Below are 25,735 nucleotides of genomic sequence, written 5' to 3'. Positions count from 1 at the left end.
AATCACAGAGGCCTCTATGATTCGTCAAGTGTCTGGGGTGACGAGTGAGCGACGGACCAACAAACGCGGCCAGGCCACGCGCGATGCCATGCTCGACGCAGCGCTGCGCGCGCTGGCGACCGGCGACTCGGGAGCGGCGTCGGCCAACCGGATCGCCAAAGACGCGGGCGCCACGTGGGGCGCCATCAAGTACCAGTTCGGCGACATCGACGGGCTGTGGGCCGCCGTCCTACGCCGCACCGCCGAACGCCGCGGCCTGCTGCCCTCGCAGGCCACCCCCGCCGCTCCGCTGCACGAACGTGTCGCCGCCATCATCGATCTGCTCTTCGACGGGCTCAGCGCTCCCGACTCCCGTGCCATCGAGACGCTGCGTTCGGCGCTCCCCCGTGACGGCGCCGAACTGGAGCGGCTGTATCCGCAGACCGCGGCCGAACTCCAGTCGTGGGGGCGCAGCTGGATCGAGTCCTGTCAGGCGGCCTTCGCCGACGTCGACGTCGACCCCGAACGCGTGCGCGAGGTGGCCTCGTTCATCCCCGGCGCCATGCGTGGCCTCGTCTCCGAGCGCCAGCTCGGCTCGTTCTACGACCTGGACCTGGCCCGGCGCGGCATGACCAACGCGATCGTCAACTATCTGCAGCACTCGCGCTGACCACCGAAAGGTCGTGCAGCAGAGCCTATTCGGGAAGCTTCGGCCCAACCTTCCTGGCTAGCTCGACCGCCGCGTCGTTGGCTTGTTCACCGCTGATCATGCTGAGCACCGCGACCTGAACGGTGTTGGACCGGCCGCCTGCGGCGAACTCCACCGAACCAGGCCCCAGGAACCGCATGCCGTCGGGTCCAGGAGTGGTCAGGTCGGGGAATCCCTCCTCCGGCGCAGGCAGCGTGTCGCCTGGGGCGGTGCCTGGATTGCCGATCTCAAGGGAAACCGATTCGTAGTTGTCGGGGTTCTCCCACATGCACCCCGGCGGAAACTTCGGATCCGTCGACGTCGATTTTCCGTCTATGGGCACGCCAAGCAGTTTGGTGATGTCTGCCGCGTCGATCAGCGCGCAGGCGTCGAGCGCGGCCACACCATCCGATTCGGCCGCGTCGGGCGTGTCCGCTCCGGATTCGAGTGCGGAGGCCGCACTCTGGGCGCGCGACTCATTGCCCGCGCCCGTCGACGACGCGTTCGACCCGCACGCCGTCAGGGCGCCGCAGACTACCGCCAGCACGAACACGTTTTCGACCTTGGCCATGCTCCGAACGTAACTCGGCAACGCCGCGGACAAATCGGGTGTTTCCCTACCGTCGAGTCAAGGAATCGCTCAACTGACTGTGTTGATCCGCATCAATTCCCGAGTCGCTCCGCTCCTGCCCTCCGTCATGCTGATGGATCCGGCCGGCCACCTCGGTCAACGGCCGTCCCCCGCCACCCCATCTGGCTGCGATGATCTCGGCCGCGATCGACACCGCGGTCTCCTCAGGGGTGCGGGCCCCGAGGTCCAATCCGATCGGGCTCGACAACCTGTCGAGTTCGGCCTCGGTCAGGCCCGCTTCCCTCAGCCGTTGCATGCGATCGTCGTGCGTTCGGCGCGAGCCCATCGCTCCGACATAGGCCACCTCGGGCAGCCGCAGCGCGACGTCGAGCAGCGGAACGTCGAACTTCGGGTCGTGGGTCAGCACGCAGATCACGGTGCGCGCGTCGATCGCGCCCGCCTCGGCCTGGGCGGCCAGGTAGCGGTGCGGCCAGTCGACGACGACCTCGTCCGCCGTCGGGAAGCGCGCCGACGTCGCGAAGACTTGGCGGGCGTCGCACACCGTGATGCGGTAATGCAGCAGCGAACCCTGTTGGGCCAGCGCCGCGGCGAAGTCGCTCGCACCGAAGACCAGCATGCGCGGACGCGGCGCGTGGCTCGCGACGAACACCTCCATGCCGACCCCGCGGCGCTGCCCGTCGGGCCCGTAGGTCAAGACCTCGCTCTGGCCCGCGGCCAGCAGCCCCCGGGCGTCGTCGGTGACGGCGGCGTCGGCCCGTCGCGAGCCGAGCGAACCGGTGACCTCGTCGGCGCGCACCACGAGGCGGCGGCCCACCCAATCGGCGGTGGGATGCGCGATGACGGTCGCGGCGGCCACCGGGCGGTGGGCTTCGATGTCGGCGACGAGCGCCTCAAATTCGGGGAATGTGCTGTGCGACACCGGCTCCACGAAGATCTCGATGGTCCCCCCACAGGTCAGGCCGACCGCGAAGGCGTCGTCGTCGCTGACGCCGTAACGCTGCAACACCGGCACCCCGGTGCCGGTCACCTCGGTGGCGAGCTCGTACACGGCGCCCTCCACGCAACCACCCGACACCGAGCCACTGACGGTGCCGTTGGGGGCGACGACCATCGCCGCGCCGGGCAGCCTCGGGGCGGACGCGTACGTGCGCACGACGGTGCCGACGCCGGCAGTGCCGCCGGAGCGCCAGACCGCCAGCAGTTCGCGAAGCTCGTCCCTCACCAGGCCCAACGTAGGCGCATTTCCTGACACCGGCACGACTTCGGACCTGGAGTTGAGTTACTCCGGCGCCTCCAGCGCCCGAATCAGACTCGCTGCGTCCCATGGCCCCTGGTGCCGCCTGCCGTTGACGAAGAACGTCGGCGTCGAGTTCAAGTCCATCAACTCCGCATCCTGCGCGTCGTCCTGCACCCGGTGCAGCACCTTCGGCGAATGCAGGTCCTCGTCGAACTTGTCGATGTCGAGCCCAATTCCGTCGGCGTACCGGTAGATGTGCTCCCACTCCAGGTAGTCCTGGAACTCGAACATCTTGATGCCCATCTCGAAGTATCGGCCCTGCAGCCCGGCGGCTTCGGCCGCACGGGCCGCGTCGATCGCGTGCGGATGGACGCGTTCCAACGGCAGATGTCGCCACACGTACCGCAATTCGTCGCCGAAGTGTGCGCGGACCTCGTCTATGGAACCGGTGGCCCGGCTGCAGAACGGACACTCGTAGTCGCCGTACTCGACGAGCGTCAGCGGGGCGTTCGGATTGCCGCGCATGTGGTCACGGTCCGGGTCGACCTCGCGGATCAGCGTCATGCCAACGGCGACCGGAGGAGAAAGCCAGTCGGTGATCCGGAAGGTCGCCCAGCCGAGGAACAGCGCCAGCACCGACGCCATCAGTACGCCGACCCTGGCCTGATCCTGCTTGGCAGGGTCTGCGATCGCGATTTCGATGATGAACAGCGAGATCGTGAACCCGATACCGGAAAGGGCGGCTCCGCCTGCGACGCGCCGCAGCGTCAAACCCGGTGCGAGCGCGCCCATCCCAGTGGCCCGCACGATGGCCGTGGCACCAGTGATGCCGACGAACTTGCCGATGACGAGCCCGGCCACGACGCCCCAGGTCAGCGGCGAGCGCATGGCGGCGGACACGGTGTGTGAATCGAGGTGCACTCCCGCGTTGGCCAACGCGAACAGCGGCAGCACGACGTACGAGACGTACGGCCCGAACCCCGTCTGCAACCGTTCGTTGATCGAGATCGACTCGCGCAGACTGCGAGTCGCCGCGCGCGCGTACTCGGAGTTGGGCGACTGTCGGAAGGCCCGGATCACCTGCACGGCCTCCTCCACCCGCTGCCGCTCCGGCGTGAACACCGGAACGAGCAAGGCGACCGCCACGCCGGCCAGCGTGGGATGGACACCGCCCATGAACAGCGCGAGCCACAGCGCGAACGCCAGCACGGAATACGCGGGCCCGCGACCGACGGGCAAGAGCCGGACCGCCGCGATGGCCGCGACGAGCACCAAGGCGATCAACAGCGGCACCAGCCGCACGTGCTCGGAGTAGAACAGCGCGATGGCCAGCAGCGCTCCGACGTCGTCGACGACGGCGAGCGTCAACAGGAACGTGCGAAGCCGGGCCGGGGATTGCGGCCCGATGATCGCCAGCGCACCCACCAGAAACGCCGTGTCGGTGGAGATCACCACACCCCATGCGCGCGCGTCGTCGCCGGAAGGATTGAAGAGAAGGAAGACGAGCGCGGGCACCACGAGGCCCGCCAGCGCGGCGATCACCGGCACCGACGCACGGGCGCGATCGGTGAGTTCGCCGATGGTGAACTGGCTCTTGACCTCGAGCCCGACGATGAAGAAGAAGAAGGTCATCAGGCCGTCGTTGACCAGATGCTTGACCGTCAGCTCGGCGCGGAACTCGCCGACGTGGAAGCCGACCACGGTGTCCCAGAAGTCCGAATAGCTCTGCGCCCATGGCGAATTCGCCCACACGATGGCAGCGATCGTGAACGCCAACAGCAGTGCGGCCGCGGTGTTCTCACCGCTGCGGGCAGCTGTCGGATCACGACCCAGTTTGTCTGGCGTCGACCTGGCCAGCCGTGGACCGTCGTTCTTCGTCGACCCGTCGGTGGCTGGTTCGGTCACGTTCGGATCTCCATGGTTCGCCAAGTGTCGGACATTTCTGCGCTCCGAGCCACCCCTAACCGGAGCCCTTGGCAGTTCAGGCTTGGAGCCGGCCTGACAGGAGATGGGCCTGATCGAGCAACAACGTGCCCAGTTCGTGGTGGCGCTCCGGCTTGAACCGCGTCTCGACTCCCGTGAGGCTGAGCGCCCAGGCGGGCCGTCCGCTGCGGTCGAACACCGCCGCACCGACACCCCAGCTGCCTTCGACGATCAGCCCGGGGTTCACGGCGTAACCGTGGCGGCGCGTGGCGGCGATGCGTGCGCGAATCGCGGGCTCGGCGTGACTGAGCCCCCAGCCCGACTCGGGTCGGACCCGGCTGAAGTATGCGTCGACGTCCCGATCGGACAGGTGACTGAGGATCACCAGCCCGGCGCTCGCCACCCCTAGCGGAAACCTGATGCCGACGTGCAGCACGTGCGACCGCAGCGGGAAGCTGCCCTCCTCGCTGAGCACACACACCGTCTCGTCGCCGCGACGCGCGGAGAAGAACGCACTCTCCCCGGTCTCCTTGGCCAACGCCGTCACGACTGCGCGCGCATGGTCGGTGACGTCGTATCGGTAGGCGGCGCCCACCCCGAGTAGATACAGTTCCGGCCCCAGCGACCAGCGCCCCGATTTCGGATCGCGGGCCACCAGGTGCTGCTCTGCCAGCGACACCAGCAACCGGTGCGCGGTCGGGCGCGCGAGCCCGGCAAGCCTGCCGAGTTCGGTGGTCGAGGCTCCGGTGGGTTCCGCGGCGGCCACCGCCCGTAGCACCGCACCCACGCGCGCGACCACGCTCACCACTGCCACATCCTTGATGCTAAGCGTTCATTTAGTGAACGCCAATGTCGCGGGTGCTCACTGGGCGAACAGTTTGCGATCGGTGCCGCGCAAGGGTTGATTCGACCAGAATGATCGTTGTTCAGTAGCTATCGAGCCAAAGCGCCGGTCATCGGAGTTGGCGTGCCAGCGTTTGCAGAATGAACGTGAACCAGACACGAAGGAGAGTCATGCCCTCGAAGGTGTACGAATCGGCGGCCGCAGCGGTCGCCGACATCGCCGACGGCGCCACACTTGCAGTCGGCGGATTCGGACTGTGCGGTATCCCCGACCAGCTCATCGAGGCCATCGCACAATCGTCGGCGACCGACCTCGAGGTCTTCTCGAACAATTGTGGCGTCGACGGCGTCGGCCTCGGCGCGCTGCTGTCGCTCGGCCGCGTGCGGCGCGTCACCGCGTCCTACGTCGGCGAGAACAAGGAGTTCGCCCGCCAATACCTGGCAGGCGAACTGGAAGTCGAACTGACGCCGCAGGGCACGTTGGCCGAACGCATGCGCGCGGGCGGTGCAGGCATCCCCGCCTTCTACACACCGGCCGGTGTCGGCAGCCCGGTGTCCGACGGCGGGCTGCCGTGGCGGTACGCCCCCGACGGCTCGATCGCGGTGGCCTCGCCGCCCAAGGAGATTCGCGTGTTCAAGGGCAAGCGCTACGTGCTGGAAGAGTCCATCAACGCCGACTTCGCGCTCGTCCACGCACAAATCGGCGACACCGCTGGCAACCTCGTCTTCAACAAGACGGCGATGAACTTCAACCCGCTGGCGGCCATGGCGGGGCGCATCACGATCGCCCAAGTCGAGCAGCTCGTACAACCTGGCGAAATCGACCCGGCCGCAGTACATCTCGCCGGGGTGTTCGTCCAGCGGGTCGTGCACACCGGACCCCAGGACAAGAAAATCGAGAAACGCACCGTCAGCGAACCGAAGGGAACCGCCCAATGAGCGACGTGACGACCACCGGCTGGAGCCGCAACGAGATGGCCGCGCGCGCCGCGGCCGAAATGATCGACGGTGAGTACGTCAACCTCGGCATCGGGCTTCCGACGCTGATCCCCGGCTACCTCACCGGCGACGTACACGTCACGTTGCACTCGGAGAACGGCATCCTCGGCACGGGCCCGTACCCGACCGACGACGCCGTCGACCCCGATCTGATCAACGCGGGCAAGGAGACCGTCACCGTCAATCCCGGTGCGGCGTACTTCGATTCGTCACTCTCGTTCGGCATGATCCGCGGCGGCCACATCGACACCGCGGTGTTGGGCGGCATGGAGGTGTCCAAGAACGGCGACCTCGCAAACTGGATGGTGCCCGGCAAGATGGTCAAGGGCATGGGCGGAGCGATGGACCTCGTCCACGGGGCCGCCCGCGTCATCGTCGTCATGGAGCACACCGACCGCGCCGGGAATCCGAAGATCGTCGCGACCTGCAGCCTTCCACTGACCGGTCAGGGCGTCGTCGATCGGGTCATCACCAACCTGTGCGTCGTCGACGTGCCGGGCGACGGCACCGTCGTTCTTCGCGAACTCGCGCCCGGCGTGACCGTCGAGGACGTCGTCGCGGCCACGGGTGTCGAGCTCGTCATCGCCCTGGACTGACCGCGCTCAGGACGCGAGCGTGTGCGCGGCCTCCATCAGCATCCACCCGGACAACTGGACCGAGAGGTCGCGTTCGGGTATCTCAGAGGCGTTGACCGCGCCTTCGACGAACTGCGCGTCCTTGCCTCCCGCCCTTGGTATTTCGGCGGTGCGGTCCCAGAACGCCGCGAACAGTGGAAGGCCATCGACGGTCTGCCGGTTGTCCCAGGCCGACTCGGCCGACGTCAGCACCAGTTGCTTGGCAGTGGCGCGGGCCTCGGTGTCCTCCGGCGACCGCTCAGGAAGTATGACGGCAACCAGGGCGAGGTAACGCGCGAGGATGCCGCCGAAGAGGCCGCCGTCGCCGCCGCCCGCGCCCTGGATGACACCGCCCGGCGCCATGTGGTCGCGAACCCCCGCCACCAGTCGGTGCACCCGCTCCGCATGATGTGCGTCTTCCGTGCGCGCCGCGAGTTCAGCTTCGAGGCCGAGCACCACACCCTGGCAGTAGGTGTACTGCGCGCGGACCAGCGAACCGGCCTTGATGCCGTCGAACACCAGCCCGCTCTCCGGGTCGATGAGCGTCTCGTCGATCCAGTCCGCCATCTGCTGGGCCCGCCGCAGCCGATCGTCGTAGCGCGCGAGGAAGATGCCGGCCGGGCCGTTGGCAGGCGCGTTGAAGAACTGGTCCTGTTTGCGCCACGGAATCCCGCCGCCGTCCTCGGGCACCCACGCGTTGAGGAATTGGTCGGCCAGCTTCTCCAGCGCCCTTGGGCGTTCGACCCCGGCGAGCCGGGCCGCCCGCTCCAGCGCGATCGCCAGCCACGCCATGTCGTCGTAGTAGTCGTTGACCCAGCGGCCGGTGTTGCGTATCCGGTGGGCGCGGACCTGACGTTCGATGCGCAACTTACGGTCCGGCTGCGGGTCGCGCACCTGCGCGTCGACCAGGCAGTCCAGCAGGTGCGCCTGCCACCAGTAGTTCCAATTCTTGAACTGGCGATAGCCCCGATCCGACGGCCACGCGCAGACGCCGAGCTGGGTACCGGGCAGCTGCCACAGTTTCGTCAGATGGCGCTTGGCGATGGCCTCTTCGGCACTGCCGGCGCGATTGGCCCATAGCTGATCCATGGTGACGATCCTGCCCTACCAGGCCCCGTTGAGGTCGGCATGTTGCGCGATCCACACGTGCATCGCGATACCCGCCGCGACCGAGGCGTTGATGCTGCGCGTGGAACCGAACTGGGCGATCGACACCGTCGCCGACGAACCGAGGCGCGCCTCCTCGGTGATGCCGGGGCCCTCTTGGCCGAAGATCATCAGGCAGGAGCGCGGCAGCCGAGCGTGCTCGAGCCGAACCGAACCTGGCACGTTGTCGACGGCCACCACCTCCAATCCGGCGTCGGCCGCAAACGCGAGCAACTCGGCGGTGGTGTCGTGGTGGAGAAGTCGCTGGTAGCGGTCGGTGACCATGGCGCCGCGCCGGTTCCAGCGGCGCCTGCCCACGATGTGGACGGTGTCGACGGCGAATGCGTTGGCGGTCCGCACCACCCCGCCGATGTTGGCGTCGTTGCCGAAGTTCTCGATCGCGATGTGGAGCGGGTGCCTGCGCTGGTCGATGTCGGCGATGATCGCGTCCCGCGTCCAGTACCGGTAGGCATCGACGACGTTGCGGGTGTCGCCGTCGCGCAGGAGGTCCGGGTCATAGCGCGCGTCGTCGGGGGGCGGCCCGTCCCATGGCCCGACGCCGGGGCCGCTGGCCCACTCCGTCGGTCCGGCCCCGCTCACGTCTTGGTCCACAGCGCGGCGTGCGTGCCGATCACGGACACCGACGCATACAACAGCGCCTGGTTGATCTCGCCCTGGGTGCACAACGACGCACGCACCGAGACCGCGTCCAGCGAGGCGTCCGGCAGCACCAGCAGCGACGCCCCGTACACCGCGCAGGCGTGGGACAGCCCGGCCCCTGGCAGGGTCGGCCCGACCAGGATCATGAGGGGCCCGCCGCGCCGCTTCGAGTCCTCCCGGTATTGCGCTGCGAGCCCGCTGATTTCGAGTCCGAGCAGCATGTAGCCGTTGCCGCTGAAACCCGCGGGGTCGCCGAGTGCGGTCGGGTCGAGCTGTGCACCGTCCGCGCGGAACGCATCCACGCTGGTGGACCTCAGCCCCAACCCGGTGTCAGCCGGGTTGATCGGCCCCAATCCGACGGGGAAGGCCGCCGCGTAAGCGACTGTGGTGCCTGGCATCCGGTCCTGCGGCGAGTACGCGTATACCCCGCGCACCTGACTCTGGTCGCGCAGCGGGCCCAAACAGACTGTGCCACCGAGCTTGTCGGGGGACGGCGCCGAGGCCGGCGTGGCACTCACACCCTGCGCGTCGGTGCAGCCACCCAACGCGAACGACTCGATCGGATGCGCGAGCGCACCGTAGAGGCCGAACCGGAGCGATTCCGGTTTGGCATGTGGGGCATCGACCTTCGCGACCGATGCGTCCACGTCGACCAACACGTAGTCGCCTTCGAACCGAAGATTGGACACCGAGACGTTCCATCCGAGCACCGCCAGCGATTCGCCGACCTTCGCGGACTGCGCGCCATACGTGCGGTTGGCATCGTCGCCTGAACAGCCGACCGCGAGCAGGGCCAGCACCATCAGCTGGGTGACTAGTTTGCGCACGCGACGCTAGGTCCGACCGCGGCCGCGGCCGACCACTTTGGTCAAGGCGCGCACCAGGTTTCGCGGCACCATGCGTCCGCCGGTGGTCAGCACCTTGTACTGCAGGCCCGGCACGATCACGACCTGCCCCTTAGCGACGTCGGCCAGGCACTCGCGCACCACGTCGCCGACCTCGAGCCACAGGATGGATGGCGTGCCCGCCATGTCGATGCCCGCGCGCGCGTGAAACTCGGTGCGCACGAAGCCGGGGCACAACGCATGCACGCCGACGCCCGTCCCGCCGAGGCCGTTGGCCAGGCCCTCCGAGAACGAGATCACCCAGGCCTTGGACGCCGAGTACGTCGACCCGCGGCCCGGCAGCAGCCCCGCGACGCTGGCGACGTTGATCACGGTGCCCGCGCCGGCCGTCAACATGGGCGGCAGTGCGGCGTGCGTCAGCTGCATCACCGCCGTCACGTTGACGTCGAGTTGAGCCTGCAGCGCGGAAAACTCGGCCGACCAGAACTCGCCAGAGGTGCCGAAGCCTGCGTTGTTCACCAGCACCTGAACACCCCGGGACAGCCGCTCGCAGACCCGCTCGCGATCCGCGGCCACAGCCAGGTCGGCGGCCAGCACTTCGACGTTGGCCCCGGCTTCGTCATGCAATTCGGAGGCCAGCCGCTCCAGGCGCTCGACGTCGCGGGCGACCAGCACCAGATCGTGCCCGTCGACCGCGTAGCGCCTGGCGAAACCCGCGCCCAACCCAGAGGTCGGCCCAGTGATCAGTGCGACGGGGCGAGACATGCCCGTGAGGGTACTCAAGCCGTCGGCGGAGCCGACCAACTACCTCTGATAGTGCGGTGACTGGCGACCGTTGCGCACGGGCGGGCGCTGCTGCGTGTACCGGCCGACGTCGGCGCGGCCGGGAGGCTGGTCACTGCGGCCCGCGGGCAGTGCGGGCGCACCCGAGAGCGGGCGGCTTGGCGCTCCACCGCGGCGGGCGATGGCCTGGCCTGCCACGCCGTTCTGACCTGGCTGCGGGATGGGCGGAAGCACGCGCAGCAGATCGTTGAACTGGCGGACGGTGAGCAGACCCTCGTCCCACTGGGCGCGGGTGCTGCCGATCGGCATGCTGACGAGCGTCCAGTTCTGCTCATTCCACATGATCTCGGCGCAGTCGGGGGCGGCATGGGCGAAGGTGACCATGCGCCGGTCGCACGCGCGCCGCGCGGCGTCGAGGTTGGTGGAGTACACCATCCGCGGGCCGATGGCGCCGAGCAACCAGATGTCGCCTTCGCGCGGCTCCTTGATGTCCTTGAGGCGCACGTCGACGACGACGTTGGTGCCGACCTTGCGGTGCAGCGCGATGACCGTCGCGACGTCCTCGAGATCGAAGATGAATACGGCCTCGCCGCGGATCTGACCGAGCACCACGTTCTTGGCCGCCACGTCGCCGACGGTCGACATGACGCCGCGCTTCCAGCGCTTGACGATGTCGTGGGATTCGTGTTCGTAGTCGAAGCCATGCGACTTGGCCCACGACTTACGGCGACGGCCGAGCCCACGCCGACGGTCGATGTCGACGTACAACAACACGGCCGCACCCACGAAACAGAGTGCAGACAACGTGAACCAGAGCGGGACCATTGCCCCCAGACTACTGGTTGGTACGGCTTTCGCCCGAACTCGATCAGATCACAATGACGTTACTAGGTGGCACCACCTCGGCGAGCGGGGTGCACTTCCCTGCGAACAGACGCGAAGGGCCTTCATTCGGTGCGAATGAGGGCCCTTCGCGTCTCTTGGCGGGGAGGTGGGCGGTGGGTCAGGAGCAAAGGAACGCGTCGGTAGCTCGAGTCGGCGAACTGTTCGGGACACCCGTCGAATCTGCAATGACGGTCCGCGCACCAGGTGTGACCGTTGCGTGCGGAAATTTTGACGTGGGCAAACAGTTGGGCGGTGGACGACGCGCGTCCGACAAGCGTTTTGGCGGAGTCAGCTAACTCCTGATCCGATCGGGACCTTATGGGTTTCCAATTATCGTTGGCGTCAGACACTAATTCCTCTAACATCGCCCGCCGCGCGCCATATAACGACCTGTACCAGCAAAGTTACCCTTCGGTAGAGGCTGGGAACCTCGGGATGATCTTGAAAAAAAGAACACGTTCTATTTCGTAATTCAGCCGTTACTTAGGAACTTCTCAGGTACGTTCCGCGTGTTCAAGATCACATCCAGATTGAAGGGGAACCATGCAGATATCTGTTCGCTCGCAGCTCACGGCAGGGATAGCGATGGTAGGAGCCGCCGCCATCGCGATCGCCCCAATCCAGCCGTCGATGCCCGATGTCCAAGTCCCATCGCTGCACTCGGCTTCGGTAGAACTCGCCGCTTTCGCGAATCCCATCGAAGCCTGGCTGGAAGTCCTTGGAACAGGTGCCGCTAACGTCGGCGCGCTGGGCCAGCAAGTGCTAGCGGACCCCGCGCCTGTCTTGCAACAGCTCATCACCAACCAGTTCGCGAACGCGGCCGTCCTCGGGGACGCAGGTCAGCAGGCCGTCACAGCGCTCGTCGCTCTGGTACAGGGGCTGCCGGCCGCCGTCGAAGCCGCGGTCGCGACGGGCAACATCGTCGATGCCGTGAACAGTCTGGTGTTGTACGTGATCAGCAGCGGGCTCGGGTTGGTTGGCAGCCTGGTCGAGGGCTACACGGTCGTCACCAACACGCTGCAGAACGTGCAGAACGTGGCCGGGGTGATAGTCCCCGACGTGGTGCTCGCACTCGGGCTTGGTGTGATTGCCCCCATCGTGAGCACCCTGACCGCGGGCGCAACAACTGCCCAGGAGGTCGTCGACGGGGTGGGCGGCGGGGACCCGGTGACGGCCCTTAGTGCCATCATCAATGCGCCGGCCACACTCACGGGCGCTTTCCTCAATGGGTATCCCGGTTCCTTCCTTCCTGCCGGAGTGCTCAGTCCGTGGACTGGGGGCGCGTTTGATTCCGGCCCCATTGCCATCGCGCTTGCGCTACGTGACGAGATCGCCGGGGCACTGCACCCGCTGCCGCCTCCGGTGTCCATCACGTCGCTGAATGCCGAACAGTCGAAGGTGGAATCGACGCTGACCGACACGACACGCGATAACGCGACCACGACCACCGACACGGACACGACCACGACCACGACCACGGACACCGGCACGGACGTGAGCGAGGTCGGTGACGGAGCCAACGAGAAGGTCACGTTGGCGGTGGTGAAGCCCAGCGTGAAGGAGAAAACGGCGTTCAAGCCAGGCAATCTGTTTGCGCCCATCACCAAGGCGGGCGCCAACGCCGGCACGTCGACCACTCGCCCGACACCTCTCCGGGATATCGGCGAAGGGATCAGCAAGACCGTCAACGACATCAGCCACGGGATCAAGAAGGCCCTTGGCATCGACAAGAAGGTCGACAAGAAGAAGGCGGCCAGTTCGACTGACAGCAGCAAGTCCGGTGACAGCGGTGCGGGTGGCGGCAGCAGCAGCGCAGGTGGCGAAGGCTAAGCGCACCTTAGCGGTCACCAGTTGACCGATCACGCAGACGCTCGGCTGGGTATTCCAGCCGAGCGTCTTGCGTGGGTGGCACTTACCCGAGAATGAGGCCCTCGCCGTCGGCGCTGACATTGACCGGAACCACGTCGCCGTCGTGCACGTCCCCGGCCAGCAGCAGCTTCGCCAACTGGTCGCCGATGGCCTGCTGGATCAGCCTGCGCAGCGGACGGGCTCCATAGAGCGGATCGAACCCGCGCTCGGCCAGCCATTGCTTGGCGGGCAGCGACACCTCGAGGATCAGCCTGCGCTGGGCCAACCGCTTCTGCAGCTGCTCCAGCTGGATGTCGACGATCGACACCAGTTCGTCGGGCTGCAGCGCGTCGAAGACGATCACGTCGTCGAGCCGGTTGATGAACTCGGGCTTGAACGCCGAGCGCACCGCCGCCATCACCTGCTCCTCAGTGCCACCGGCGCCGAGATTGCTCGTCAGGATCAGGATGGTGTTGCGGAAGTCGACCGTGCGGCCCTGACCGTCAGTCAGCCTGCCCTCGTCGAGCACGGCCAACAGCACGTCGAACACGTCCGGGTGGGCCTTCTCGACCTCGTCGAACAACACCACCGAGTACGGCCGCCTACGCACCGCCTCGGTCAGTTGACCACCCTGGTCGTAGCCGATGTAGCCCGGAGGCGCACCGACGAGCCTTGCGACGGAATGCTTTTCGCCGTATTCGCTCATGTCGATGCGGATCATCGCCCGTTCGTCGTCGAACAGGAACTCCGCCAGCGCCTTGGCCAGCTCGGTCTTGCCGACGCCGGTGGGCCCGAGGAACATGAACGAGCCCGTCGGCCGGTTGGGATCCGCGACGCCTGCCCGGGTACGACGCACCGCATCACTGACGGCCTGCACCGCTTTCTGCTGCCCGACGACGCGCTTGCCCAGCTCGGTCTCCATGCGGAGCAGCTTGGCGGTCTCGCCTTCGAGCAGTCGCCCGGCCGGGATGCCGGTCCAAGCGGCGACGACGTCGGCGATGTCGTCGGGGCCGACCTCTTCCTTGAGCATCACGTTCTCGCGCGCTTCGGCGACGGGCAGCGCCGCGTCCAGCTTCTTCTCGACCTCGGGGATGCGCCCGTACCGGAGTTCCGAGGCCTTGGCCAGGTCACCGTCGCGCTCGGCCCGGTCGGCCTCGCCGCGCAGGGTGTCGAGTTGCTCGGTGTAATCGCGCACGATGTCGATGGCGTTCTTCTCGTTCTGCCACCTTGTGGTCAGCTCCGCCAACTTTTCTTTGTGGTCGGCCAGTTCGGCGCGCAGCTTCTCCAGCCGGTCCTTGCTTGCGGCGTCCTCTTCCTTGGCGAGCGCCATCTCCTCGATCTCGAGCCGACGGACCAGCCGCTCGACCTCATCGATCTCGACGGGCCGGGAGTCGATCTCCATGCGGAGCCGGGACGCGGCCTCGTCGACCAGGTCGATGGCCTTGTCCGGCAGGAAGCGCGACGTGATGTAGCGATCCGACAGCGTGGCCGCAGCCACCAGCGCGGAGTCGGTGATGCGGACGCCGTGATGGACTTCGTAGCGGTCCTTGAGCCCGCGCAGGATGCCGACGGTGTCGTCCACCGAAGGCTCCCCGACCAGCACCTGCTGGAACCGGCGTTCGAGCGCGGCGTCCTTCTCGATGTACTTGCGGTACTCGTCGAGCGTGGTCGCGCCGACCAGGCGCAGCTCGCCGCGCGCCAGCATCGGCTTGATCATGTTGCCCGCGTCCATCGCGCCCTCGCCGCTGGCGCCGGCGCCGACGATGGTGTGGAGCTCATCGATGAAGGTGATGATCTGCCCGGCCGAGTTCTTGATGTCGTCGAGCACGGCCTTGAGCCGCTCCTCGAATTCGCCGCGATACTTGGCGCCGGCCACCATCGAGCCAAGGTCGAGGGAGACGACGGTCTTGCCTTTCAGGCTCTCGGGGACGTCGCCCGCGATGATGCGCTGGGCCAGGCCTTCGACGATCGCGGTCTTGCCGACGCCGGGCTCGCCGATGAGCACCGGATTGTTCTTGGTACGACGGCTCAGCACCTGGATGACGCGGCGAATCTCGTTGTCGCGGCCGATGACTGGGTCGAGCTTGCCTTCCCGCGCCTGCTCCGTGAGGTCGGTCGAGTACTTCTCCAGAGCCTGATATGTGGTCTCTGGATCCGGGCTTGTGACGCGGGCGCTGCCGCGCACCTTGACGAACGCCTCACGCAGCGCCTCGGGTGAAGCGCCGCTGCCGGTGAGCAGCTTGGCCACGTCGGAGCCACCTGTGGCCAGCCCGACGAGCAGGTGCTCGGTCGAGACGTACTCGTCGTCCATTTCCGTGGCCAACTGCTGGGCCGTGGTGATCGCGGACAGCGAGTCACGCGAGAGTTGCGGCGTCGAATTCGAGCCGGTCACGCTCGACAGCCGGTCGAGCAGGTGTTGCGCCTCCGTGCGGATGGTCGAGGGTTCGACTCCGACCGCTTCGAGTAGCGGGGCGGCGATGCCTTCGTTCTGCGTCAGCAACGCCATCAACAGATGAGCGGGCCGGATCTCCGGGTTGCCTGCGACGGTAGCCGCTTGCAACGCCGAGGTCAGCGCCGCCTGGGTCTTCGTGGTCGGGTTGAACGAGTCCACGACACCTCCATTCGTTTTGAGCTGGCCGATGCGCGGCCAGGGAAAATGCTTGTCGCGTTGTTCAACGCCGTCAAGGTTGAGTCTGTTCCACTCAACTCTGACCAATTTCTCGGGACAGGTCGTCGCGGGATCGCCGCTCTGTGCATCGGCTGTCAGGATCGGCCACACTTATTCGATGCGCTTCAACCCGCCGCCGAACTGGCCGCCCTCGCCGCCAGGCTGGACACCTCCGCCGGGCTGGCGGCCCGACCCGTCGTGGCCGCCCCCTCCACCCGGTTGGCAGCTGTGGGCTTCCGAGGGGTCGTCGAATCGCAAGAACGGACTGATCATCGGCGGGCTCGTCGCGGTGCTGTTGCTCGTCGTCGGCGCGGTGATCACGGTGGTGCTGCTGAGATCGTCGGACAGCACCACGACGAAGTCGACGCAGACGTCCGCAAGCCAAAAGACCGACGACGAGCAGATCGAGGACGCCGTCAAGGCCTTCGAAAAGGCGTGGAACGACCGCGACTTCGACGGCTTCAAGCCGATCCTGTGCCTGGAGATGCGCAGCGACAAGGAGTTCAACGAGGAGGACTTCCTCGATGCGCGCGGCGAAAGCGGTGAACTGAACCTCGACGTCGAGTCGGTCGAAGTCGACGGCGAGGCAGCCACCGCCACCGTCACGCGCGACGGCGAGGACGCCGACGACATCGACTTCGTCCGCGAGGACGGCAGCTGGAAGTGGTGCAAGCTCTGAAGGCTCGGGGTCGCTAGGACGGCTGGCCGAAAGTACGGTTGTTACACGCAAAACGCGCTTGGGTACAGCCCACTAGCCCGAATCCAACAGTCGACCCATGACGTACACCTCCACGATCGATGATTCCCGGATACCCATTAACAGCGCGAAAAGCGTTTGTTCACGGGCCAATTCGGGGCCTGCAGACCGCGCCCCGTACGTCATCGGCCCGGCCAGCGCCGGAGTTCGGGACGGATCGACGACGACGAAGTCGGCCTCCTTGCCGACGTCGAAGTTACCGAACCGATCCTCCATGTCCAGCGCTCTGGCGCCCGCGAGCGTTCCGGTGAACAGCATTTCGGCCGGATGCATCGACACGCCGTCCTCGCCGGGTTCGGTGATGTGCACCTTGAACGCATCACCGAGTACCCGGGGGATCAACCACTCGTCGCCCCCACCGAAATCCGTTCCCGCCGCGATGTTCACGCCCGAAGCCACCGTGCGTCTCCACGGCATCGTGCCCGAGCCGAGGAACAGCTGCGAGACCGGACAGTGCGATACCGACGTCCCCGTCTCGGCCATGCGCTCCAACTCGGCATCCTGGCAGTGCACGCAATGGGCCAGGATCGTGCGTCGGCCGAGCAGGCTGCTGCCACCGACCACCGACCCCGGCAAAAACCTTCCGTCATAGGTGTCTAGGTACGAATCCACCGCATACGTCCGCTTGGTTACGTCTACTTCGCCGGTGCCGGGCCTGTTGTTCTCGTTGAGGTGGCTGTGGACGTAGACGCCGCGGTCACGCACGGAGTCGTACAGGTCGCCGAGGTTGCGCAGCGTCTCGGGGGTCACCGACAAGGAGAACCGCGGCACGATCGCCACGTGCAACCGCGCCGTGCTCACGACGCCGGTGTCGGCGCCGTGCCACTTGTCGATCTCCTCGCGGGCAAGTCGGATCGCGTCGCGTTCGGAGGTCAGTAGCGGTGCGGCCGTGTCCGGCCCGACGGTCTGGATCCCGCGCCCGCTGACGATGCGTAGCCCGCGGCGTTGCGTCTCGGCGAACAACGCGTCCTGCGCATGCGGGAACGCCGAGCCGAACACCATGGCCGCCGTCGTCCCCGCGGCGATCCGGCGGTCGCAGAACTCGACCGCGGCGCGCGCAGCGAACTCCGGGTCGGCGAACCGGGACTCGGAGGGGAAGATGCAATGATTGAGCCACTCGAGCAGCTGACCGCCACCGTATGAGTCGCCCGCGTAGGTCTGAGGGAAGTGGACGTGCGTGTCGACGAACCCAGGAAGCAGGTAGCCGGGGCGGTGATCGTGCACACGTGCGGAGCCAAGCTCGGCGGGTACCTCAGATCTGCTACCGCAGAACATGATTCGGCCAGAATCGTCCACCACCAGGGCCCCGTCGGGAATGTCGACCAGAGCGGCGGCGGATTCGGTGACGGTCGGCCGACCCGCAACGTGGACGACGTGCCCATAGTGAACCTGGCTCATCTGCTCATGATTACAGCAGCCGTGCGTTGACGCAGACGCAAGCAGACTTCGCCCAATCGGGTGCCGCTCCACGACAACCGACATAGAGTCGGGCAGCAAACGCCATTGCGCCAGGTGGACGGGGCCGCCACGGTGCAGGAGGGGACGCAGTGGACATCAACACCATCACCGAGGTCGTACGGCAACCGCCGGACCGACCCGGCCCAAGCTGGCAGCCCGGCGACGCATGGCTGGCCGGTGGAACATGGCTGTTCTCCGACAAGCAGCCGCACCTACGCAGGCTTATCGACCTGACGCCACTCGGTTGGGACACGCTGACCGCAGGCGCACCCGGGCTGGAGCTCGGAGCCATGTGCACCATCCGCGACCTGTATGCGTTCGTTACACCCGAAGACTGGTGTGCCGCCTCACTTTTCACGACCAGTTGCGAGGCCTTCCTCGCGTCGTTCAAGATCTGGAATGCGGCGACGGTTGGCGGCAACATCTGCATGTCGCTGCCTGCCGGACCGATGATCACGATGACGGTCGCATTGGAGGCCAGCTACACGCTCTGGGCCCCCGATGGGACCGAACGCACAGTGGCCGCAGTCGATTTCGTCACCGGCAACAACGAAAACGTGCTCGCGCCAGGCGAAGTGCTCCGCAAGATCGACATCCCCGACCGCGCGTTACGCAAACGCCACGCCCACAGGCGGTTCACGCTCACGCACCTGGGACGGTCCACGATCTTCATGATCGCCACACAGACACCCGACGCCGACGACCTCCTGCTGACCGTCACGGCGGCCACCACCCGCCCCGTCCGGTTCGCCTTCGACTCGATGCCCGACGCCGATATCCTCGCTCAGAGCATCGACGCCATCCCGCCCGATGTGTGGTTCGCCGACGCGAACGGCACCCCGGACCACCGGAAGCATCTCGCCAAGCACTACGCCGAAGAGTTGCGCACCGAGTTGGGGGGACTGTGATGGGCTACACGGTGAACGGCAAGACGTTCGACCAGGAGCCACACCCCGGGCAATGCCTGCGCACCTTCGTCCGCACACTGGGCTGGTTTGGCGTCAAGAAGGGTTGCGACGCAGGCGATTGCGGGGCATGTACGGTCTGGCTCGACGGGACACCGGTGCACAGTTGCATCACGCCCGCGTTCCGCGCCGACGGCCGCGAAGTCACCACCATCGAAGGGCTCGGCACCCCGGACGACCTGCACCCCATGCAGCGACAGTTCCGTGACGCCGCAGGCTTCCAATGCGGCTTCTGCACCGCGGGCATGATCATGACCTCGGCGACCTTCACGGAAGCACAGAAGCAGGACCTCCCGCGGGCACTGAAGGGAAACCTCTGCCGCTGCACCGGATACCGCGCCATCGAGGATGCCGTCAACGGCGTCTCCGCGATCCAAGAGCCCAAGCCCGGCGAGGCCGTCGGCACCAGCGTCGGCGCCCCCGCCGCGACCGGCGTGGTGACGGGCACCGTCGAATACACGATGGACACCGCGCCAGAGGGCCTGCTGCACCTGAAGGTGCTGCACTCGCCGCACGCCCACGCGCGCATCGTGGCCATCGACAAGACCGCCGCGCTCGCAGTGCCCGGGGTGCACCGTGTGTACACCTGGGAGGACGTGCCGCGCAAACGGTTCTCCACCGCGATTCACACCGATCACCTCGTCGATCCCGACGACACCTACATCCTCGACAACGTCGTGCGATTCGTCGGTCAGCGCGTGGTGGCAGTGCTCGCCGATTCGATCGGAGCGGCCGAGGAGGGTTGCCGCCGGGTGGAGGTCGAATACCAAATCCTGCCAGCGGTATTCGATCCCGAGCAGGCCATGGCCCCCGGCGCGCCACAGCTGCACGGCTTCAACGACCCGTTCGTTCAGGACCCGGAGCGCAACATCCTGCTCGAGCTTCACGGTGAAATCGGTGACGTGGAAGCGGGTTTCGCCGAAGCCGACGTCATTCACGAGGGCACCTACTTCTCGCCTCGCGTGCAGCACGCCCATCTCGAGACGCACGGTTCGATCGCGTGGATGGAGGCAGGCAGGCTCAACGTGCGTACTGCGTCGCAGTCGCCGTCGATTTGCAAGGTCAAGCTCGCACACCTCTTCCATCTGCGACCCGATCAGCTACGGGTGTTCTGCATGCGCGTCGGCGGCGGGTTCGGCGGCAAGCAGGAGGTGATTTCCGAGGACCTGGTCGCGCTGGCCACCCTCGACACCGGGCGGCCGGTGTCGTGGGAGTACACCAGGGAAGAGGAGTTCACGACGGCCTCGCCGCGGCATCCGATGAAGGTCACGGTCAAGCTCGGGGCCAGAAGCGACGGCACGCTGACGGCCTTCCACTACCGCAACGTGTCCAACACCGGCGCCTACGGCAACCACGGCGGCGAGACCTTGTTCGCCGGCTCCGCGGCCGTCTCGATCTACCGTTGTCCCAACAAGAAATTCGACGCCTGGTCGGTGTACACGAACACCGTGCCGAGCGGTGCGCTGCGCGGTTACGGGATGACCCAGCCGGCGTTCGCGGTCGAGAGTGCCATGCACGAATTGGCCGTCAAACTGGGCATCGACCCGCTCGAGTTGCGGCGCCGCAACATCGTCCGGCCCGGTGACCCGCTGTTGGCCATAGGCGATCACCCCGACGACGTCGAGTTCGGCGAAGACACCCTGAGCCAATGCATCGACCTCGTCGACGCGGCGCTGCAGCGCAATGACAACTCACATGCGCTCGGCGAGGACTGGCTCGTCGGCACCGGCACGGCGATCTCCATACATGAGACCGCTCCCCCGACTGACCACAGCTCCGAGTGCTGGGCCACCCTGCGCGACGACGGTATCTACGAAATTGCCGTCGGTACGGTGGAATTCGGCGAAGGGACGTCGACTGCACACGTTCAGATGGCCGCTAACCAGTTGGGCACGACGCCCTCCCGCATCCAGCTGGTGCAATCCGACACCGACCGAAATGGCTTCGACACCGGAGCCTTCGCCAGCGCGGGCCTTTTCGTGTCGGGCAACGCAGTCCTTCGGGGGGCCACTGCGCTGCGCGACCGTATCCTCGCCTTCGCGGCCGCCCAGGCCGGCGTTGACGTGAACGACTGCGCGATGGACGATGACGGCGTGACGTGCGGCGCGCGCCGGTTCACCCTTGCCGAACTGATCGCCGTGGCGCGCACGCGTGGTATTCGATTCACCGAGGCGCGCAAGGCCTTCGGCTCGCCGCGGAGCGTGACGGCCAACACGCAGGGCTTCCGCATCGCGGTACACCGCGTCACCGGTGAGCTGCGAATCCTTTACAGCGTGCAGGCCACCGACCCGGGCATCGTGATCAACCCGGAACAGGTGCGCGGGCAGATCGAAGGTGGCGTTGCGCAGGGCATCGGATTCGTACTGACCGAGAACTTTCACGTCGACGACAACGGAGTCATGACCAATCCGAACCTCCGCAACTATCGGATCCCCACCTATGCCGACGTTCCCCGCACCGAGGTGCTGATCGTGGAATCGCGGGATTCGGTGGGGCCTTGGCATTCGAAGGGCATCGCAGAGTGCTGCATCAACCCCGTGGCGCCTGCGCTGGCCAGTGCGCTGGAGCACGCGACCGGAGTGCGCTACCGCGAATTGCCGCTCACCCCAGAGCGGATATACGTCAGGCTCACCACCCCCCGACTGATTCCGGCGACCTGAGCCATGGACGAACGGAAGACCACCGACAACGCAGCCACCGTCATCATCGGGCAGAAGGTGCGCGCGGGATCCGAGCAGGCCTTCGAGGCGTGGCAAACGGATCTGAACACCGAAGCCTCCAAGTACCCGGGGTTCATCGGAGCCGAGATCAGTCCGCCGACCGCCGTCCAACCGGATTGGGTGGTGGTGTACCGGTTCAACTCGGTCGCGCATGTGCAGGCCTGGATCAACAGCGCCACTCGCCAGGAGCGGATGAGCCGTGGCGCCCAGTTCTTCGACGGGCCTGGTACCCAACAGGTGATCGGTGGCGGCGCGCGCTCCACCGACCCCCTGGTGACCGTGGCGGTCAGCCATCGCGTCAGCCCGGAGAACGTTACGGACTTCCTCGAGTGGCAGGAACGACTCCGCGTGGCGGAGAGCAAGTTTCCGGGCTTTCGCGGCACCGAACTCTTTCGACCGGTGGCCGGTGTGCAGGACGAGTGGACCGCGCTGTACCGCTACGAGAACGCGGACGACCTGGACAATTGGCTCATCTCCGACGAGCGCCGCGTGTTGCTCGCCGAGGGGGAGAAGTTCGCCGAATACCATTCGCGCACCATCGACAACTCGTTCGGCAGCTGGTTCGCCTTCGACGAGAACGGCCACCAGGCGCCGCCGCCGTCGGACTTCAAGACCGCGATCGCGGTGTGGGTCGGCCTCTACCCCACCGTGGTGCTGCTCACGCTGGCGGTGTCACCGCTGCACATGCCGTTGTGGCTGGGCATGTTGGTCGGAAACCTGATGTCCAGCTTCGCCGTTAGCTACATCGCGATGCCGTACTACGTCAACCCGCTGCTGAAGCGTTGGCTGCGCCCGCCTCCGGACGTACCCATCGCCACCACCAATCGGCGCGGCGCGGCGATCGTGGTCGCAGCCTTGACCGTATGCGCGCTTATCTTCTACCTGATGACCAGAGTGTTCTGGCACCTGCCGTGAATTAGCGGCCGCCCAGTGGGGCCGCTGCCGTCACTCCCGGGAGCACCGGAAGCGTCGCAATCAACTTCGGGGCAACCGTCTTGGCGTCCGGGGTCGCACGCTCCAGAGTGAACTTGCGCACCTCTTGGCCGCCTGGGACCAGACCTGCCACCAATAGATCCGCGCCGTAGACAGTGCTGCTCGTCGCCACCGTCACTCCTGGCGAGCTACCGGGAAATGGCGAGAACGACGCGACCTGTTGGTATTTGACGTTTTCCTCATGATGGTTCGGGTTGTCCAGGTACATCGCGGGCTGACCGTCGAGCAGCGACCCGCTCGACCATACGAGCACTTTGCCGTCACCGCCGAGTTGACTGGTGACGATGCTCTTCGATCCCCCCTCGGCGCCGATGACCCAGCCGGTCGACAACGCGACGCCGTCCTTGTAGTTCTCGTCGTACGCCATGAACTGTGACGTCATCCTCGGATCTGACGGCTTGCCGGAATGTTGCTGCGGCGTCGTACCATTCGCCTGCGCCCTGGCAGTCGGGGTGTACAGGTCCCAGCGGAAGGACTTGATCAGCGGCGGCTCGCCGGGCCCGGGCGCGGTCACGATGCTTTCCCTGCCCGATCCCGATTCGACCATGCCGGTGGCCACGCTGACACCGGACTGGGACCCGGGGTACGGCGTGAACGCGGAGAAGACGTCGGGCGCCTTGCCGTTCGGCAGCGTGGACGAGAACACCTTGATTTGCGACTCCATGCCTGGGCCCGACCCCACGATGATGTTGTCGGCCATGGCATTTCCGTCGATGTCCGCTCCGGCGACGGTCACGCCACCCTGGAAGCCGGCGTCGAAGGGGGCGAAGCGCGTCAGTTCCGTCTTGAACACGCCGTCCTTGGTGTTGTTCCCGTCGTAGACGACCACCTCCGGCGATACGCCCTTGCCGGTGCCGACGATCAGGTCGAGAATGCCGTCGCCGTTGACGTCGGACACGGCGACGCTGGGCGCGCCCTCGAAGCCGGGGAACGGGAAGACCGTCTGCAAGACCTTGTCGCCGTTGGCATCCCGCACTTGAACCGACGCCGGCTTGCCGCTCGATCCCGGGATCGCCACCGCGTACGTCGACACCTCGGGGATGACGCTGATGGTGGCCATCAGGCCGTTGTCTTCGTGGTTGAGCCGGTGACAGTGGATCACGTACGTACCGGGGAACTCGAGGAATTCCTGCCGCAGCGTGAGGGACGCCGGAGTGCTCACGACGTGCATGTCATTGAATATCGGCGCAGGGACGTTGACGTTGTCGACCCCCCAAGGCTGTACCCCCGTCTTGCCCCGATTCGGGTCGTCGATGGCCGTCACTTGAAAGTCGTTGACGTGGATGTGCATTGGATGCGCGTCGTTGTTGAAGTTGGTGATCTGCCACTCCTCCACAGAGTTGAGTCGCGGCTGGATCAGCGGGACGTTCGGGTACCCGCTGGTATCGAACATGTAGATGACGGCCTTGGGGTCGTTGTTGCTGCCCTTGTCGCCGCCGATGTTGTCCGTGATCGTCAGCGCTCGCTTAACGGCGGGCGTCATCACCGACGTGTCCACGAATGACGTGTAGGCGCCGAGATTCTGGCCCGGCTCGAAGGCGGTGGTCTGACCCTCGCCGCCGCTGGTGTCCGGCGTGGCGTGGATCAGCGTCTGGGTCGGGAACACGAAGAAGCCGTCGGCATAGCTGATGTGCTTCGGGTCCACGCTCAATTTGCCGAGGACCGCCGGCGGATTCTTGGTGCCGTTGTTCGTATACAGCACAGCGGGATCCGTGATCTCCGTGGCCTTGGGATCAGGGGGGAACTCGAGCACCAGGTCACCTTGCTTGGGCATCGTCACCGCGATCGCGTACCGCGAAGCCGGCGGGATGTCGAGCGTCGTGCCGTCGCCGTAGACGGGCCTTCCGACCTGCGTGTACGGATTGCCGTCCTGTCCGACGATGGCGAACTTCGGGTGGTTTCCGGTTGCGGTCTCAGTCAGCCGCAACGTCATGTAGGAGATGTCGCTGATGTTGGCCACCACCCAGATCTCCGTCTGGCCCGGCTTGATCTTCAGCTCGGGCTGGAACTGACCGTTGACGGTGTACTGCACGTCGCGCTGGTTTTCCGGCAGGTCCGGGTTCGCGGGGACCTTAGCCGTCGGGCCGTCGAAGGTGATCAGGTTTGACGGCATGAAGTTGGTCTGGCCGCGGTTGTTCTTCGGCGACAGCGGACCGGCCCACCACGGCGCGACGTACGTGGCTCCGATGGCAGTATCGGCGATGTTGACCGGTGCCAGGCTGGGTTGATACGTACCGTCGGCCAATTGGTTGCCCTCGGGGGGCTTGAGCGTGCTCACCCATTGAGACCAGCTGTAGTTGTTCAGCTGGTGACCCTTGCCGTTTCGGTCGAACACGTAGTTGTACTGAATTGCCATGTCGCGCACCGGAATATTGTTTTGGGTGACGAGTGGCAGGTTGCCGTCGGGCCGACCGATCTCGAGCAGCCCCGCCAGCCCCAAATAGGTCTGCTGAGTAGTCATCGTGTGGCGGTGACTGTGGTACCAGTACAACCCATTGGGCATGGTGCCGGGTACGTCGTAGGTGTAGGTGTTGCCCATGCCCGCGGGAATGGACAGCAGCACGTTGTCGGCGTTGCCCGACGGGCTGACATGCAGGCCGTGCGTGTGCAGATTGAGCGGCGCCTCGGTGAGCGTCGGGGGGTAGATGGGCACCTCGCCGCCCTTGGGGGTGAACGCGGGGTCGTAGAAATCCTTGATCGTCAGGTCCTGAAGATCGTTGTCGAAGTGCACGATCAGCCGCTGCCCGGGGTCGACGCGCAGCGTGGGTGCGGGATAGAGGTTGTCCCCCTTCGTCGATCCGTCCGAACTGGTCCCCTTGATCAGGTCGTAGCCGAACACCAAGAAGTTGGTGACCGGCTCCTTGACGGTGTCGAGGTTGACGGTGCCCTGGTGCGCCGACAGCCGTACCTCGAGCACGCCGTCCTTGCTCGACAGTCGCACCGGTTCCCGGAAGGGAGCAGGCTTGCCGTCCGGCCCGGCGTTGACGCCTGGCGGCGCGTGCTCCGCTTCCTTCTGGTGCGACGTGCAGCTGACCGTCATTGCGGTCATCGCTGCGACGACCACCAGAACCAACATCGACCTCAAGCGACGGAGTGTCACCGATGTCCCCCTCACGACCTCTGACCAAGCCC

20 protein-coding genes are annotated in these 25,735 nt (G+C 66.3%); 8 read left to right on the top strand and 12 right to left on the bottom strand.

All coding sequences use genetic code 11. From position 1 onward, the window contains the following. The first annotated feature begins 16 nt into the window (after positions 1-16). Entirely contained in the window at positions 17-649 is a 633-nt protein-coding gene (locus tag SLQ30_RS20225) for a TetR/AcrR family transcriptional regulator (protein ID WP_319448203.1), read from the top strand. A gap of 25 nt (positions 650-674) precedes the next feature. Here the strand turns inward: SLQ30_RS20225 and SLQ30_RS20220 are convergent, their stop codons facing one another. The 4 genes from SLQ30_RS20220 to SLQ30_RS20205 form a co-directional block, all read right to left on the bottom strand. Continuing rightward, positions 675-1,238, bottom strand: coding sequence for a hypothetical protein (locus SLQ30_RS20220; RefSeq protein WP_319448204.1), 564 nt, complete (start codon positions 1,236-1,238; stop codon positions 675-677). A 46-nt stretch (positions 1,239-1,284) separates the two neighbouring features. Beyond that, positions 1,285-2,481, bottom strand: coding sequence for an XdhC/CoxI family protein (locus SLQ30_RS20215; protein ID WP_319448205.1), 1,197 nt, complete (start codon positions 2,479-2,481; stop codon positions 1,285-1,287). Positions 2,482-2,538: 57 nt separating this feature from the next. Beyond that, the gene (gene nhaA / locus SLQ30_RS20210) at positions 2,539-4,353 is read right to left on the bottom strand and encodes a Na+/H+ antiporter NhaA (protein WP_319448307.1); all 1,815 of its coding nucleotides are present in this window, start codon (positions 4,351-4,353) and stop codon (positions 2,539-2,541) included. Between the two features lie 124 nt (positions 4,354-4,477). After that, positions 4,478-5,233 carry an IclR family transcriptional regulator gene (locus SLQ30_RS20205; protein ID WP_319448206.1) on the bottom strand — a complete coding sequence of 252 codons (756 nt, stop codon included), beginning with the start codon at positions 5,231-5,233 and terminating at the stop codon, positions 4,478-4,480. 200 nt (positions 5,234-5,433) lie between these two features. Between SLQ30_RS20205 and SLQ30_RS20200 the strand changes: the two genes are divergently transcribed. Then, positions 5,434-6,201 (top strand): CoA transferase subunit A, encoded by a 768-nt coding sequence (locus tag SLQ30_RS20200; RefSeq protein ID WP_319448207.1) that lies wholly within the window; start codon positions 5,434-5,436, stop codon positions 6,199-6,201. Beyond that, a complete protein-coding gene (locus SLQ30_RS20195; protein ID WP_319448208.1) occupies positions 6,198-6,857 on the top strand; it encodes a 3-oxoacid CoA-transferase subunit B in 660 nt (219 codons plus the stop codon). The genes SLQ30_RS20200 and SLQ30_RS20195 overlap by 4 nt, the downstream gene beginning before the upstream one ends. A gap of 6 nt (positions 6,858-6,863) precedes the next feature. On the opposite strand, the gene SLQ30_RS20190 is transcribed toward SLQ30_RS20195, so the two are convergent. The 5 genes from SLQ30_RS20190 to ttfA are packed head-to-tail and all read right to left on the bottom strand — an operon-like array spanning position 6,864 to position 11,134. Continuing rightward, positions 6,864-7,964, bottom strand: coding sequence for a glycoside hydrolase family 76 protein (locus tag SLQ30_RS20190; RefSeq protein ID WP_319448209.1), 1,101 nt, complete (start codon positions 7,962-7,964; stop codon positions 6,864-6,866). Between the two features lie 15 nt (positions 7,965-7,979). Next, entirely contained in the window at positions 7,980-8,621 is a 642-nt protein-coding gene (locus SLQ30_RS20185) for an RNA methyltransferase (protein ID WP_319448210.1), read from the bottom strand. After that, complete coding sequence (locus SLQ30_RS20180; protein WP_319448211.1) at positions 8,618-9,508, bottom strand: hypothetical protein; 891 nt, start codon at positions 9,506-9,508, stop codon at positions 8,618-8,620. The genes SLQ30_RS20185 and SLQ30_RS20180 overlap by 4 nt, the downstream gene beginning before the upstream one ends. Before the next feature lie 6 nt (positions 9,509-9,514). Next, positions 9,515-10,291 (bottom strand): SDR family NAD(P)-dependent oxidoreductase, encoded by a 777-nt coding sequence (locus SLQ30_RS20175; RefSeq protein WP_319448212.1) that lies wholly within the window; start codon positions 10,289-10,291, stop codon positions 9,515-9,517. Between the two features lie 39 nt (positions 10,292-10,330). Next, the gene (gene ttfA, locus SLQ30_RS20170) at positions 10,331-11,134 is read right to left on the bottom strand and encodes a trehalose monomycolate transport factor TtfA (RefSeq protein ID WP_319448213.1); all 804 of its coding nucleotides are present in this window, start codon (positions 11,132-11,134) and stop codon (positions 10,331-10,333) included. 645 nt (positions 11,135-11,779) lie between these two features. Here ttfA and SLQ30_RS20165 point away from each other — a divergent pair. Beyond that, entirely contained in the window at positions 11,780-13,024 is a 1,245-nt protein-coding gene (locus tag SLQ30_RS20165; RefSeq protein ID WP_319448214.1) for a hypothetical protein, read from the top strand. An 82-nt stretch (positions 13,025-13,106) separates the two neighbouring features. On the opposite strand, the gene clpB is transcribed toward SLQ30_RS20165, so the two are convergent. Further along, positions 13,107-15,653: an ATP-dependent chaperone ClpB gene (gene clpB, locus SLQ30_RS20160; RefSeq protein ID WP_319448215.1), complete on the bottom strand. Its 2,547-nt coding sequence runs from the start codon at positions 15,651-15,653 to the stop codon at positions 13,107-13,109. 175 nt (positions 15,654-15,828) lie between these two features. Between clpB and SLQ30_RS20155 the strand changes: the two genes are divergently transcribed. After that, positions 15,829-16,389, top strand: coding sequence for a hypothetical protein (locus SLQ30_RS20155; RefSeq protein ID WP_319448216.1), 561 nt, complete (start codon positions 15,829-15,831; stop codon positions 16,387-16,389). A gap of 72 nt (positions 16,390-16,461) precedes the next feature. On the opposite strand, the gene SLQ30_RS20150 is transcribed toward SLQ30_RS20155, so the two are convergent. Beyond that, positions 16,462-17,865, bottom strand: a complete 1,404-nt coding sequence (locus SLQ30_RS20150) for a guanine deaminase (RefSeq protein WP_319448217.1) — start codon at positions 17,863-17,865, stop codon at positions 16,462-16,464. A 149-nt stretch (positions 17,866-18,014) separates the two neighbouring features. Here SLQ30_RS20150 and SLQ30_RS20145 point away from each other — a divergent pair, with 149 nt between their 5' ends. Genes SLQ30_RS20145 through SLQ30_RS20135 form a run of 3 tightly spaced genes read left to right on the top strand, consistent with a single transcriptional unit; the run spans position 18,015 to position 22,525 of the window. Next, positions 18,015-18,833 (top strand): FAD binding domain-containing protein, encoded by an 819-nt coding sequence (locus SLQ30_RS20145; RefSeq protein ID WP_319448218.1) that lies wholly within the window; start codon positions 18,015-18,017, stop codon positions 18,831-18,833. Further along, positions 18,833-21,550 (top strand): molybdopterin-dependent oxidoreductase, encoded by a 2,718-nt coding sequence (locus SLQ30_RS20140; RefSeq protein ID WP_319448219.1) that lies wholly within the window; start codon positions 18,833-18,835, stop codon positions 21,548-21,550. Before SLQ30_RS20145 ends, SLQ30_RS20140 begins: the two co-directional genes overlap by 1 nt. A 3-nt stretch (positions 21,551-21,553) precedes the next feature. Then, positions 21,554-22,525 (top strand): antibiotic biosynthesis monooxygenase, encoded by a 972-nt coding sequence (locus tag SLQ30_RS20135; protein WP_319448220.1) that lies wholly within the window; start codon positions 21,554-21,556, stop codon positions 22,523-22,525. Between the two features lies 1 nt (position 22,526). Here the strand turns inward: SLQ30_RS20135 and SLQ30_RS20130 are convergent, their stop codons facing one another. Beyond that, positions 22,527-25,679 (bottom strand): multicopper oxidase domain-containing protein, encoded by a 3,153-nt coding sequence (locus tag SLQ30_RS20130; protein ID WP_413468111.1) that lies wholly within the window; start codon positions 25,677-25,679, stop codon positions 22,527-22,529. Positions 25,680-25,735 lie beyond the last annotated feature (56 nt).

This window comes from Mycobacterium sp. RTGN4, from assembly GCF_033804635.1.
GTDB lineage: Bacteria > Actinomycetota > Actinomycetes > Mycobacteriales > Mycobacteriaceae > Mycobacterium.
The sequence above is the reverse complement of the archived record's forward strand: the minus strand, read 5'-3'. Positions and strand labels throughout refer to the sequence as shown.